Source organism: Colwellia sp. 6_MG-2023 (assembly GCF_030547765.1).
GTDB lineage: Bacteria > Pseudomonadota > Gammaproteobacteria > Enterobacterales > Alteromonadaceae > Colwellia.
In genome coordinates this window covers 148,869-162,045 of sequence record NZ_JAUOPP010000004.1, presented here as the reverse complement: position 1 = coordinate 162,045, position 13,177 = coordinate 148,869, and the positions used below count along the sequence as shown (strand labels likewise).

Genomic DNA, 13,177 nt, shown 5'->3' with positions numbered 1-13,177 from the left:
CAAAGGTAAATTTATGTTTACCTAAACAAAGAAAAGAGTTAAAATTCTGCCGCAATATTAGATACTAACTTTTAAATATTTAGTGTCTCCTTTCCCCTTAACTCTGGTGATATTGCGATGTTACGAATTGCCCAAGAAGCATTAACTTTTGATGATGTTTTGTTAGTACCGGCTCACTCTAAAGTACTACCCCACACAGCTAACCTACAAACTCGTTTAACACGAAAGATTAATTTGAACGTACCTATTGTATCTGCGTCTATGGATACAGTAACGGAAGCGCGCTTAGCAATCACTTTAGCACAAGAAGGTGGTTTAGGTTTTATTCATAAAAATATGACCATAGCAGAACAAGCGCGTAATGTTTCTAAAGTTAAAAAATATGAAAGTGGTATAGTGTCAGATCCTGTCACAGTAAGTACTGATTTTACCATTGAAGAAGTCATGCATAAAGCCGATGATCTAGGATTTTCAGGCTTTCCTGTTGTTGATAATCAGAATAATTTAGTGGGTATTATCACTGGCCGTGATTTGCGTTTCGAAACTGATTTAACAAAGTCAGTATCTTCATTGATGACGGCTAAAGAAAACTTAGTAACAGTAAAAGAAGGCGCAGCCCGAAAAGAAATTTTAGGCTTAATGCATAGCAACCGTATTGAAAAAATATTAGTGGTTGACGATGCGTTTAAATTAGTTGGCCTTATCACCGCAAAAGATTATCAAAAAGCTGAAAACAAACCAAATGCTTGTAAAGATGAACTTGGTCGTTTACGTGTGGGTGCTGCTGTTGGCGTTGGTGCAGGTACTGATGAACGTATTGATGCCTTAGTTGCTGCCGGTGTTGATGTACTATTAATTGATACTTCACATGGTCACTCTCAAGGTGTTTTAGACCGAGTAAAAGAAACTCGTGATAAATACCCAGACTTGCAAATAGTTGCAGGTAACGTTGCTACAGGTGCTGGCGCAAAAGCCCTAGCCGATGTAGGTGTAGATGCAGTTAAAGTCGGTATTGGCCCAGGTTCAATTTGTACAACGCGTATTGTAACGGGTGTTGGTGTTCCACAATTAACTGCGATATCAAATGCAGTTGAAGCTTTAAAAGGCACAGATATTCCTGTTATTGCTGATGGTGGCATTCGTTTTTCAGGTGATATTGCTAAAGCACTTGTTGCTGGCGCACATTGCGTTATGGTTGGTAGCTTATTAGCTGGTACAGAAGAAGCACCAGGTGAAGTTGAACTTTATCAAGGCCGCTATTATAAATCATATCGTGGTATGGGTTCACTAGGTGCTATGGATCAAAAAGAAGGTTCAAGTGATCGTTACTTCCAGAAGTCCGATGGTGAAGCAGACAAATTAGTACCCGAAGGTATTGAGGGCCGTGTTGCTTATAAAGGTCCTGTGGCTGCTATTATTCATCAGCAAATGGGTGGCTTACGTTCATCAATGGGCTTAACGGGTAGTGAAACGATTGAAGTGATGCGAACTAAGCCTGAGTTTATGAAAATAACATCAGCAGGTATGGGCGAGTCGCACGTACATGATGTAACTATCACAAAAGAAGCGCCTAACTATAGAATGGGCTAGTCGAATATTTCATTTCTGTGCTATTTAGCGTGATAGCGGTATCAGAAGTACTCATTGACTAAAGTCAACTCCGTGCTTCTTCTTTGCTCTAACGCTAACTAGCTTAGAACTAAAACATTCTTGATTATTTCTTTATTGAAAAACTAAAAAATTCCAACAGGCTGAGCAATAACCCTTAAGTAGGGTGCTCAGCCTTTTTCTTTAATTTACACCGTTCATTTAGAACGTAAAAGTAGGAAAACAAACATGAGTAAAGACATTCATGATCACCGCATACTGATTTTAGATTTTGGTTCACAATATACGCAGCTTATTGCACGTCGTGTACGTGAAATTGGCGTTTACTGTGAACTTTGGTCATGGGACGTGACTGAAGCGCAAATTAAAGACTTTAATCCAACAGGTATCATTCTTGCTGGTGGTCCAGAATCAGTTACGGAAGCTAACTCACCACGTGCTCCTGAATATGTGTTTAATGCTAATGTACCCGTATTAGGTATTTGTTACGGTATGCAAACCATGGCTGAACAGCTAGGTGGCAGTGTTGAGAGCTCTGACCATAAAGAATTTGGTTATGCATCAGTTGAGTTAATTGCAAGCTCAACATTATTTAATAATGTTGAGGACAACGTAGGTGAAAACGGTAATGGTTTACTTGATGTTTGGATGAGTCATGGTGATAAAGTTGCCAGTATTCCTGAAGGTTTTGTTACTGTTGGCCAAACACCAAGTTGTGCTTTTGGAGCCATGGCACATGAAGAGAAAAAATTCTATGGTGTGCAATTTCATCCAGAAGTTACTCACACAAAACAAGGTTTACGTATTCTAGAAAACTTTGTTGTTGAAATTTGTCAGTGTGAGAAGTTATGGACACCAGCGACAATCATCGATGATGCTATAGCTAAAATGAAAGCACAAATTGGTGATGATGAAGTTATTCTTGGTTTATCTGGTGGTGTAGATTCATCGGTAGTCGCAATGTTATTACATCGTGCTATTGGTAAAAAGCTAACATGTGTCTTTGTTGATAATGGTTTACTTCGTTTAAACGAAGGTCAACAAGTTATGGATATGTTTGGTGATCATTTTGGTTTGAATATTATTAAAATTGATGCTGAAGATCGCTTCCTTGAGCGTTTGGCTGGTGAAAGTGAACCAGAAGCTAAACGTAAAATTATCGGTAATGTATTTATCGATGTATTCGAAGAAGAGTCTAACAAGCTTGAGAATGCAAAATGGTTAGCACAAGGCACTATTTACCCTGATGTTATCGAATCTGCAGCATCAGCAACAGGTAAGGCACATGTTATTAAGTCTCATCATAACGTTGGCGGCTTACCTGACTATATGAAGTTAGGTTTAGTTGAGCCATTACGTGAATTATTTAAAGATGAAGTACGTAAAATTGGTCTTGAACTAGGCTTGCCATACGACATGCTTTACCGTCATCCGTTCCCAGGCCCAGGACTAGGTGTGCGTATTTTAGGTGAAGTGAAAAAAGAATATGCAGACTTACTACGTCGTGCTGATGCTATCTTCATTGAAGAATTACACAAGCATGATTTATATACTAAAGTAAGCCAAGCATTCACCGTGTTTTTACCTGTTCGTTCCGTTGGTGTCATGGGCGATGCTCGTAAATATGATTGGGTAGTAAGCTTACGTTGTGTTGAAACAATTGACTTTATGACGGCTCGTTGGTCACACTTACCGTACGACTTCTTAGGTCTAGTGTCTAATCGAATCATCAATGAAATTGATGGTATTTCGCGCGTTGTTTACGATATTTCAGGTAAACCGCCTGCTACTATTGAGTGGGAATAACATTGTTGTAAACGGGTTATAACAATCAATTTCGGCGTTGAAGGTACTCACCTATAGTCATAGGCTCCGTACTTCTGCCTTGAATTTGAATGTTCTACCTGCGTTTTCTAAGCATGTTAGATGAATACTTAAACCTCATTGTTGAAAAACACTGGGGTTTTTTATTGCACGTCAAATAGAGGCAACCTAATAATAACATTAAGTTTTCATACCAGTTTCATTAATTAAGTGAACAATTTTATACGTAGAAAAAAATGGCCAAATACAAGGTATTTATTTCAATAACTCGTTGTTCTAATTATTAAATAAATAACGATGTCGTTGGTGATTTTAGCAAGTAGGAATGATCACATAGTTAGTGAGATTGGTATAATATGTTAACAACAGGAATGTAAGTTAAAAAGTAGAATGAAAGGGGAGGTAATACATCCCCTAATTATCTAATAAAGCAAAGTCAGCAGTGAGAACCAATAACGAGAAAAGCGGGTATAACCGTAAAAGTTATATGCTCAGTGCAAATTAACGGTTGTCGTTATATTATTTATTTATTGTTTTACCAAATATAAAAGCAACAAATAAATTAGTTAACAAGCCGCCAGAGATAGCGACAAAAACCCCACCAATACTGCCATAAACGGCAATAAAGCATATTGAAGCCGCTATAAATATTGCCAAGCTTAACCAACAACTTGTCGTGCTTGCTTTTCTTAGTAATAAACTACTTATAATTAATAGTATGCAAGCTAAGGTTAGGTAAATAAATATCATACGGTCACCTCTTGATGCACAGCTGGTTCTACTAAGGCCAAGCGCTTAACATTTATGCGTTTAGTTGCATAAACACCAAATAGACCTATCACGAAAAAGCTTATATCAACCACAGTTACTAATAAATTATTTGCCATAAAAGCATGACTTGATGACAGTACAACATTTAATGGTAAAACTGCCATACATGAAACCCCTGTCACTAACAGAGTCACTTGTAAGTAACGATGATAATTAAGCGGAAATATAGCTAATAAAAACCAAGCTAGCCAGGAATAGAAGAAAAGTGGGCCAAAATACTGGTTATGTAGCTCTACCGCAACTAAGTTGTTAAGTAAAACTTGAGCAGGAAATAGAATAGCGCTTGCTAATACTAAACCACCACAACTACCAATAATAGCCCTATTCCAGCGTTGATAAGCGAGTTCAGATAATGTTGGATTACTACCTCGGCTACGCTTTGCTAACCACATCATCATGCCTGACAATGGCAATAGTGCGGTTGTTAAGCCAAGTAAAGCCCAAATACATTTAACAAAAATGCCGGCGAAATTACCAAAATGTAGTGGAAATAATAAGGTGAGCACCTTGATAGCAGGGCCAGGAATATCGCCTAAACTACTCATCGATTTACTAAATTCACCATTACCATGATATTGCAACAATTGTGACGCTACAGCATCCCCGCCAAGTAAACGTAGATAAACTTCTGCATTCGTATCGTTATGCGCCATAACCGTTAAATCAACAATTTTGGCCTTTGGGTAGCGAGTTTGTGCATCAATTAAAATAGCATTGATATCTGTTGCTTGATAATTATGAGAGATAATGGGCTCTGGCATAGCTGTAAATCGCTCAACCAATTTAGCTTGATCACCACCAAAACTTACAAAAGCAGCGGCAGGTAACAATATAATTGTCGCTAATCCTAAAAAGGCACCACTAAGTCCTATAATGCCGTGAAATAAGCTACCCCAAATGCCCATAATTTTGTGTGCGTCGCTGACAACAACATTGAGTTCCTTTTTACGCCGGAAAGTAAATAACTCTTTAATTAACTGGCGATGAATAAATAAGCCGGTTATGGTGGAGACTAATAATGTTAAGCCTAAAAAGCCTGTTAGTATTAGCCCGATAGGGCGACCTAGATGTAAATCGGCATGAAAGTGGCCAATAAATGAAGGTGCGTCTGTTTTACGATGTTCGTAAAAATAGGCTGCTGTACCATAATATTCTTTTACTAGTTCAAAATTTCGAGGATCAAATTGATAGGCATATGCTGCTTCCTCAGTATAGTTTTCATCCCCGTCATGCGATTCAAATAATAACGTGAGTAAGTGAGTGTTATGTCCTGTGGGCAAATATACATGAATATTTTCACCAAAAGCTTCAGGTACTTTTTGATGATATTTGTTAATAAGCTCAGTAACTTTTTCACTTGGGATTGTACTGAGTTGATGTAATTCAGGGTTAGCCCAAATTTTTAATTCTGGTCGGCTTAGTACAGCTAAAGCGCCGGTAAAGCAAACAATAAACAACAAGATAGCAGTAACAATACCAACCCAACTATGCAATAAAAATAGCTTTTTTAATGTAACTGATTTCATGTTTGTGCCCCTGATAATGCCATATAACTCAAACCTGCATGACTAAATAAAATAACTAACATGACAACAAAAGGGTGCCATGCTTTTTCAGCCATATAGGCATAAATAAATAAGCCTGCCCAAATAAGAGGAAATAGCATAATAGGTATAAGTATCCTTTCTTCCATCGCAAATGGCAGATAAGTCGTCATACCCGGAATCATAACTATGGCGGTAATAAGCGCTAATATACAAGCCATTAAATGCCGGCGTTTAGTCGCCGAGAATGTTCTTTTTGTCTTCATTTTTTATTTGCTCTCAATGTGTGACTAACGTTAGTTAGCCACACTGGCGGTAAGTTAGAACTCAGCTTCAAAACGTACGCTTAATGTGCGTGGTGAACTTAGGGTTTGATTGTCAAAACCGGCAGGCGCAAGAGCCACATATTCGGCGTCTAGCAAATTATCAACTAAGGCATATACACCATAGTTTTGCCACTGGTAGCCAATACGTGTGTTTACTAATAAGTGAGCGTCATTACGTGGCTCTAAACTTGTCGCTAGTCGTTGTGATGTACCGGTATAGCTAGCATTAATATTCGCAATAAAACCTTTTTGATTTGAGTAATCAACACCAAATAAGGCTGTCCATTCAGGAGCACCTTCAAAAGAAAAGCCACTGTAATCTTGTTCTTCACCGTTGAAACTAGCGCTAAACTCATCAAACTCTGTTTTAGAATATCCGATGCCACCATAAAGATTAACAGAAGAAGTTAGCTGATAACTGATCTCTGTTTCGAAACCTTGCACATGTGACTCACCGACATTATGTATTTCACGATCATATTGATTACCCGATAAAAATACAGAGACTTGTTGATCTGTCCAATCAAGGTAAAAAATATTGGCATTAATCACTAACTTGTTATCAAGCCACACCGAGCGAAACGCTAATTCGTAGTTCCATGTATATTCAGGATCATAAGTAAAAACAGTTGCTTGGGCGATGTTTGTACCTACACCGCCAGAGCGGTAGCCTTTTTGAACAGTAAGGCTGGTTGAAATATCTTGGTTGAAACGATATGTCGCACCTAGTTTGGGTAACCATGCATCAAAGCTTGCATCTTCAATAGGTTCATCACCAGAGGCCCCATCAGCCATAGCATAAAGCTGTTGGTTTATACCTGTTATTAACTGAGCAAGTACCGGATCTGCCGCAAAGTCATCAGGTTGAGGTAAGGCATTTTGTGTTCTTTCGGTAATATAGATATCAGCAGCAGTACCATTTTTTTGCTCTTCTTTATCATAACGAAAACCTGCGAATATATTCCAAGATTCGTTTATTCTATAGGTGAAATCAGCGAAAAGTGCTTTAGTTTCAACTTTTTGTGTGAAGTCAGAGAATTGACCAATATAAACAGGATCAGCGGCGCTATAAAATTGTAGTACTTGATCAGCTAAAGTATCAGGTAAAGCCAAGCCACCATATTCAGCAGGCGCGGTAAGTAAGCTACGTACACCAAGTTGTTCAAATGTTAAGCCGCGCTCACCACCACTACTATCAAAAACATCTAAATCTGAATAATAAAAACCAATCAACCCTGATAGCTTGTCACCTTCGTAAATTAAGCGAAATTCTTGTGTTGTAGTTTCATCCGTACGGGTATCAGTCAGTATAGATTGAGGTTGCTGTATACTAGCATCGCCATCCCATTCGTAACCATATTCAGCATCAGAATAGGTCGATATAGAGGTGAAAAACCATTCATCAGAAATATCATAATTCAAGTTTAAAACATATAAATCAGAGTCGATATATTCAAAGGTTGGTGAATCTAAATAAACATAACGATCATCATAAATATTATTAATAGGGTATTGATCATCACCACTTTCAACCATAACCCAATCAGCACCTTTTTCGTTTTCAGTGTGAAGAAAACTTAGCTGAGCCTCAAAATCAGAAAAAGCAGATGGTGTAAAGCGCAACTTTACTCGGTAAGACTTGTTGTTATCAAAATCTGATTCTTCACCTGTGGCTACGTTAGTGTTATAACCGTCAAAATCACGTTTTTCTGCACTAACACGAAATGCTAATTCGTCTTCAATTATACCGCCTCCAAAAGCCACTGCCGCTTCTTGTGTACCGTATTCACCTACACCAATACGAGCCTTAAAGTCATACTCTTGTACTGCATCACGGGTTTTCATCACAACAGCACCAGCGAGTGAATTACGACCTTGTAAAGTAGACTGTGGTCCGCGAAATATTTCAACTTGGCTAATATCCCAAGTTGAAAAGCCGCCTTGTTGCATTACGCGATAAGGCAAAGGAGCACCATCAACATACACACTAGCAAGTCCACCAGTGCCGCCATCAGTTACACCAAAAGCATCAATACCACGAATGTTAAAGCCAGTGCCATCAGTACCAGAAGCATTAGGAGTGCGTGCGATAACATCGTAGAAGTCGTTTAGGTTTTCTTGTTCAATTGTTTGACCAGTAATAACAGCAACACTAGTAGGGGTTTCTTGTAGAGTTCTATCTATTTTTTGACCTTTTACAATGATTTTCTCTATTTGACGCGTATTACTTGAACTTTCTGTATCGTTAGCACTGGCGTTCATTGCAACGCCTGAAATAGCAAAGGTAACAGCACAAGCTAATCGCGCTTTTAAAAAACGAGTGGTCATAAAAGGTGAACTCCAAATACGGCATTAATGTTAATGATAATGGTTGTTATTAATATTATACCTTGAAATTTTTTTACAAAACAACAACAAATGGAATAAATAGATAAATAATTGAGTCTGCAGATATCCGATAGAGCTTAGTCAGTGAGGAGAATAATGGCATATAACCGAGCTTAATTTATGCCTAAAATAGTCAGTGTTATCTATATTAGCTAAAACACTGCCTTTCGTGACCATACTACCTGTTTCAAAAGGGGCATTAATAGTGGTTACTTCACTTTCAACTTCTGATTTTAATGTTAGATCCCAATGGGCTTTCGTTTCACCATGACTACTTACACAGGCCTGATAAGTATTGGTTAGTGCTTGAATAACCGATACTGTGGGGATGCTTGCCTTAATTGTCGTAGGTTTCCGAGCTGCTTGTAGTTGATCAATCTTTTCTCCGTTATAAGCAACAGCTAAACCAATGCAGACAATGGCAATAGCAGTCACAATAACAGGGGCAGACAAAATTTTCATGACGATACTCCAAGACCTAAAGCGAGGCCTAAATTAATACGGTTAATTAAAAGGGTGTAATTGATTTACGCTAATTCATCAGCTGCTAAGTCGTACATTTATATTTCTTGGTTAAGGTAATGAAGGGAGCAGCGTGGAACTTACCGTGGTTATAGTAGGCGTTGTAAATAACGCTTGTCAGATTTGCTTAACGCTACAGTTAAAGCGTGATATGAATATACGATAGAGATTTTAATTTACTCGTATTACTTTGCATTAAAGTTTCTATTGTAGAGTACAATAGCTTTATTGTTTTCACTTACTTGAAATCAAGCTCAAACAGTGGGCTAGGTTTCACTTTGTTATATATTTAATTCACTATTATTACCCTTTTAATGAGGTGTTAGGTTTTAAATTAGCCTGGAGTACTATTTTGTTGATTGATGTTATTTTTCTTTTTATAGCAGGGCTAATTGGTGGAGTTTTAAACTCTATTGCGGGAGGGGGAAGTTTTATTACTTTTCCTGCTCTCGTTTTTGTTGGCGTGCCACCACTTATGGCTAATGCTACTAATACCTTTTCTTCGTGTGCCGGATATTTTAGTGGAGCTTATGCTTTTAGGCACAAATTAAAAGAGCACAAAAAAGAAATGTTGCTCACGATTTTATTTAGCCTATTAGGGGGATCTCTTGGTGCATTTTTATTGTTAAAAACCCCTGAAGCATCATTTGAAAAGGTTATTCCTTGGTTACTTTTATTTGCAACCTTGTTATTTATATTTGGTGGGAGAGCTAATACATTATTGCAGTCTTACTCAGAAAAAAATAAATATGCATTACAGTTTAAATCTATTTTTCTTTCTTTATCATTACTCAGTGTTTGTGTCTATGGCGGATTCTTTAATGCCGGATTAGGTATTGTTGTCTTAAGTTATTTGACTTTATCTGGTCATAAAAACATTAATGTAATGAATGGTTTAAAGTTAGTTGTTTCTTCTGCTGTATCGATTGCTGCCATATTATTATTTGTTTTGAGCGACTCTATTGCGTGGTTAGAAGGCTGTATTGTTCTCGTTGGTACTTTATTAGGCGGATATTATTCGGCTCATATTTCGATGAAGTTAAATCAGCAGTATGTTAGGTGGTTCGTGATATTTATGAGCGCTGTGATTACGGTATATTTTTTCTATGTCACTTATGCGTAGACTTTTATGATATAAGGCCATTAAATTAGTGGTGCGAGGTAAACTTAATAGGTTAAACAGCTAAAATAGTTTATTCAATTTCTCTGTGCTACTCATAGTAGCAAACAGTTTATTAGTCTCTATTGGGACGTATGTGGCAAGGAAGTAGTGAGAATGCCTATTAGTGCAATAACCGAAAATTCGTGGGATGCAATTATGAAAATTCAGGCGGAGGCATACACAGATATTTTGCCTGAAGACGCAAGTATCCTAAAAAGTAAGTGGCTGGCTTCGCCTGAAACATGTGCAGTCTATGTAGATGATGAAGATAAAATATTAGGCTATTTACTTGCTCACCCATGGGAGAGCGAAGTGCCACCTAAGTTATATGAAAAAACGCAAGTAATTAATAGTTCAACTTTATTTCTCCATGACTTGGCTTTGGCGAATGCGGCACAAGGAAAAAAGATCGCTAAACAATTAATTGAAAACTTAATTGTTTATGCCAAATGTCAACATTTTTCAAAAATATCACTTGTTTCAGTGCAAAACTCGAATATGTTCTGGGGGAAATTTGGTTTTGTTTATACCCCTAGTAAGATTATTTGTCCAAGTTACGGTGATGATGCCCAACTAATGGTGTTAGCGCTAAAAATAGAATAAATCATGTAAAATATCTGCATAACGATAGCTGTTCACGCATTCTTTAAACATAAATATTAGCACGTAAGATAACCTATGAATTATAAACTACTATTACTCATTATCGTTTTTTTATGTTCGTTTCACTCATGTAGCAAACAAAGTGAGTCTTTGAAACATCAAATAAATTCATTACTAGCAGCTAAAAATGCAACAGTTGGTGTGTCGATTTTGGCAGGGGATGGCAGTGAATATATTTCAATAAATGGTAATAAGAAGCTACCAATGCAGAGTGTTTTCAAATATCACTTTGCTTTAGCAGTGTTAGATCAAGTGGATAAAAAAACTTAAGCCTATCGGATAGAGTAAGTATTAGCCAAAAAGATTTAGATAATAATTTATGGAGCCCGATTCGTAAAAAATATCCCAATGGTACTAATTTATCCTTAGCTGAAGTATTAAATATACAGTCGCTTATAGTGACAACGTAGGCTGCGATATATTATTTAATATGGTTGGTGGTACGAAGGTTGTGGAAGCGTATATACATCAGCAAGGCATAATGGATGTTGCTATTGAATATGATGAAATAACACAGCAATTAGTTTGGAACCGAATGTATGAGAATTGGACAACGGCTAATGCAGCTATTACTTTATTAAAGTTATTTTATGAGAATAAAGATAATTTACTTTCTCAAGGCAGTCATCAATTCTTATGGGATACCATGAAAAGCTCAGCTACCGGTAAAGATAAAATTAAAGGTTCATTACCTAAAGGTACGATTGTTGCGCATAAAACCGGTAGCTCTGGTAGCAATAAATTGGGATTAACGGGGGCCGATAATGATATTGGCATAGTTTTTTTGCCTGATGGTCGACATTTTTATATCGGGATTTTAGTCAGTAACTCGACAGAAACAAGCGAGGTTAATAAAAAAATAATTGCAGATATTAGTAAAATAGCTTGGGATTATTTTAAAAACTAGTTTCGTTATGCTTGCTGTTCATAAGTCATAAGTCATAAGTCATAAGTGTATCAAAGTCGATTTACTTCAGGCGTATTATGTAGAGACTTTTACTGTGAACTATATCTGCAATAAGGTATTAGTAAACATGACCTACTGCCATTTTATAATATCAGTGTATACTTGATTAGGTACTTATATTACACAGCACCTTTATTTTTATATCAGTGACACCATTCTAATATTTATGGCATTTTCACATAAATATTAGAATGTAAGTCGTCAATATTATAGGTTTTCTAAAACTTCACGTTGTTCGGCTACTTCAATTCTTATGTCAAAATCACGAGGTAAATCGCTATTATCATAATCAAAAGTTGTTGCTTCTACTGATTGTGTATCTTGTAAAGTGTTTTGATTTTTCATTATCATAATCTCTCTTTATTTAACGTTATGTAATATTATTACGTCATTTAGTGTTTTAATGCAAGTTTTCATCATTTAAATGATCGTATTATTATATTTTGTAGTTTTATTACTTTATTTTGAGGTTTAGGGGATTAAGTTATGCTCGTCTTTATTTATGACTCTCTTTGTTATTTATCGATAGCTAGCCAATTAAGATTGACGACAAGGCAAGATGTTTTTTGTTAATAATTTGTAAAAATTTAGAGGTAATGTTGAATATTTATTTTGCTCGAATACGCTAATCAATATACCATTAACATAATATTCGCTCAGATTAAGTGGTCAAAATCACTTTAGGGAAATTTATGATTAAGTTTAGTCAAAAGTTATGCATTATTGTTAGTGTATTGGCATTAGCATCGTGTTCAACTGCTTATTACTCTGCCATGGAAAAAGTTGGTATTCACAAGCGTGATATCATGGTTGATCGTGTTGGAGAAGCCAAAGAATCACAACAAGAAGCACAAGAACAGTTTAAGTCAGCATTGGCTGAAATGACGGCGCTAATTAATTTTGATGGTGGCGATCTTGAAGAGCAATACAACGAAATTCAAGAACAGTATGAAGATTCGAAAGAGGCTGCTGATCTTGTTAGCTTACGTATTGCTAAAATAGAAGATGTTTCTGAAGCCTTATTTGAAGAGTGGCAAGATGAAATAGAAGAAATTTCAAGTGCTAACCTTAAAAGACAAAGTGCATCAAAACTAAAGGATACACAAAGACGTTATAAAACATTGATTAAATCGATGCATAAAGCAGAAAGTAAAATGGCACCAGTTTTGTCTGCCTTAAAGGACAATAGCCTATTTTTAAAACATAATTTAAATGCAAAAGCAGTTGGTGCACTACAAGGTGAAATAGTGTCAATTCAAAAAGATGTTGCTGTGCTAATTAAAGATATGAATGCTGCGATAGAACAATCGCAAAAATTTATTGATATGTTGGAGGAGTAATT

At 36.6% G+C, this 13,177-nt stretch carries 13 protein-coding genes; 7 read left to right on the top strand and 6 right to left on the bottom strand.

Annotation, left to right across the window (positions count from 1 at the left end):
- The first annotated feature begins 117 nt into the window (after nt 1-117).
- Together guaB and guaA are read left to right on the top strand one after the other, a co-directional pair.
- The gene (guaB, locus tag Q4503_RS04330; RefSeq protein WP_215972334.1) at nt 118-1,590 is read left to right on the top strand and encodes an IMP dehydrogenase; all 1,473 of its coding nucleotides are present in this window, start codon (nt 118-120) and stop codon (nt 1,588-1,590) included.
- A gap of 246 nt (nt 1,591-1,836) precedes the next feature.
- Nucleotides 1,837-3,414: a glutamine-hydrolyzing GMP synthase gene (gene guaA, locus Q4503_RS04325; RefSeq protein ID WP_303601475.1), complete on the top strand. Its 1,578-nt coding sequence runs from the start codon at nt 1,837-1,839 to the stop codon at nt 3,412-3,414.
- 537 nt (nt 3,415-3,951) lie between these two features.
- On the opposite strand, the gene Q4503_RS04320 is transcribed toward guaA, so the two are convergent.
- The 5 genes from Q4503_RS04320 to Q4503_RS04300 all read right to left on the bottom strand — a co-directional run bounded on the left by Q4503_RS04320 (nt 3,952) and on the right by Q4503_RS04300 (nt 8,983).
- A complete protein-coding gene (locus tag Q4503_RS04320) occupies nt 3,952-4,182 on the bottom strand; it encodes a hypothetical protein (protein WP_215972285.1) in 231 nt (76 codons plus the stop codon).
- Nucleotides 4,179-5,789 (bottom strand): PepSY domain-containing protein, encoded by a 1,611-nt coding sequence (locus Q4503_RS04315; protein ID WP_303601474.1) that lies wholly within the window; start codon nt 5,787-5,789, stop codon nt 4,179-4,181. The genes Q4503_RS04320 and Q4503_RS04315 overlap by 4 nt, the downstream gene beginning before the upstream one ends.
- On the bottom strand, nt 5,786-6,073 hold the full coding sequence (locus Q4503_RS04310; protein ID WP_215972283.1) for a hypothetical protein: 288 nt from the start codon (nt 6,071-6,073) through the stop codon (nt 5,786-5,788). The genes Q4503_RS04315 and Q4503_RS04310 overlap by 4 nt, the downstream gene beginning before the upstream one ends.
- A 54-nt stretch (nt 6,074-6,127) precedes the next feature.
- Nucleotides 6,128-8,461 (bottom strand): TonB-dependent receptor, encoded by a 2,334-nt coding sequence (locus Q4503_RS04305; RefSeq protein ID WP_303601473.1) that lies wholly within the window; start codon nt 8,459-8,461, stop codon nt 6,128-6,130.
- Nucleotides 8,462-8,602: 141 nt separating this feature from the next.
- The gene (locus tag Q4503_RS04300; RefSeq protein WP_303601472.1) at nt 8,603-8,983 is read right to left on the bottom strand and encodes a hypothetical protein; all 381 of its coding nucleotides are present in this window, start codon (nt 8,981-8,983) and stop codon (nt 8,603-8,605) included.
- A gap of 412 nt (nt 8,984-9,395) precedes the next feature.
- On the opposite strand from Q4503_RS04300, the gene Q4503_RS04295 reads away from it, so the two are divergent.
- The 4 genes from Q4503_RS04295 to Q4503_RS04280 all read left to right on the top strand — a co-directional run bounded on the left by Q4503_RS04295 (nt 9,396) and on the right by Q4503_RS04280 (nt 11,775).
- Nucleotides 9,396-10,166, top strand: a complete 771-nt coding sequence (locus Q4503_RS04295; RefSeq protein ID WP_215972280.1) for a sulfite exporter TauE/SafE family protein — start codon at nt 9,396-9,398, stop codon at nt 10,164-10,166.
- Between the two features lie 153 nt (nt 10,167-10,319).
- Nucleotides 10,320-10,808, top strand: coding sequence for a GNAT family N-acetyltransferase (locus tag Q4503_RS04290; protein ID WP_215972279.1), 489 nt, complete (start codon nt 10,320-10,322; stop codon nt 10,806-10,808).
- 150 nt (nt 10,809-10,958) lie between these two features.
- Nucleotides 10,959-11,138, top strand: coding sequence for a hypothetical protein (locus Q4503_RS04285; RefSeq protein ID WP_303601471.1), 180 nt, complete (start codon nt 10,959-10,961; stop codon nt 11,136-11,138).
- Nucleotides 11,139-11,244: 106 nt separating this feature from the next.
- A complete protein-coding gene (locus tag Q4503_RS04280; RefSeq protein ID WP_303601493.1) occupies nt 11,245-11,775 on the top strand; it encodes a serine hydrolase in 531 nt (176 codons plus the stop codon).
- 267 nt (nt 11,776-12,042) lie between these two features.
- Here Q4503_RS04280 and Q4503_RS04275 read toward each other — a convergent pair whose 3' ends face one another.
- Nucleotides 12,043-12,180, bottom strand: a complete 138-nt coding sequence (locus Q4503_RS04275) for a hypothetical protein (protein WP_215972277.1) — start codon at nt 12,178-12,180, stop codon at nt 12,043-12,045.
- A gap of 347 nt (nt 12,181-12,527) precedes the next feature.
- On the opposite strand from Q4503_RS04275, the gene Q4503_RS04270 reads away from it, so the two are divergent.
- A complete protein-coding gene (locus Q4503_RS04270) occupies nt 12,528-13,175 on the top strand; it encodes a DUF2959 domain-containing protein (RefSeq protein ID WP_215972276.1) in 648 nt (215 codons plus the stop codon).
- The last annotated feature ends 2 nt before the right edge of the window (nt 13,176-13,177 follow it).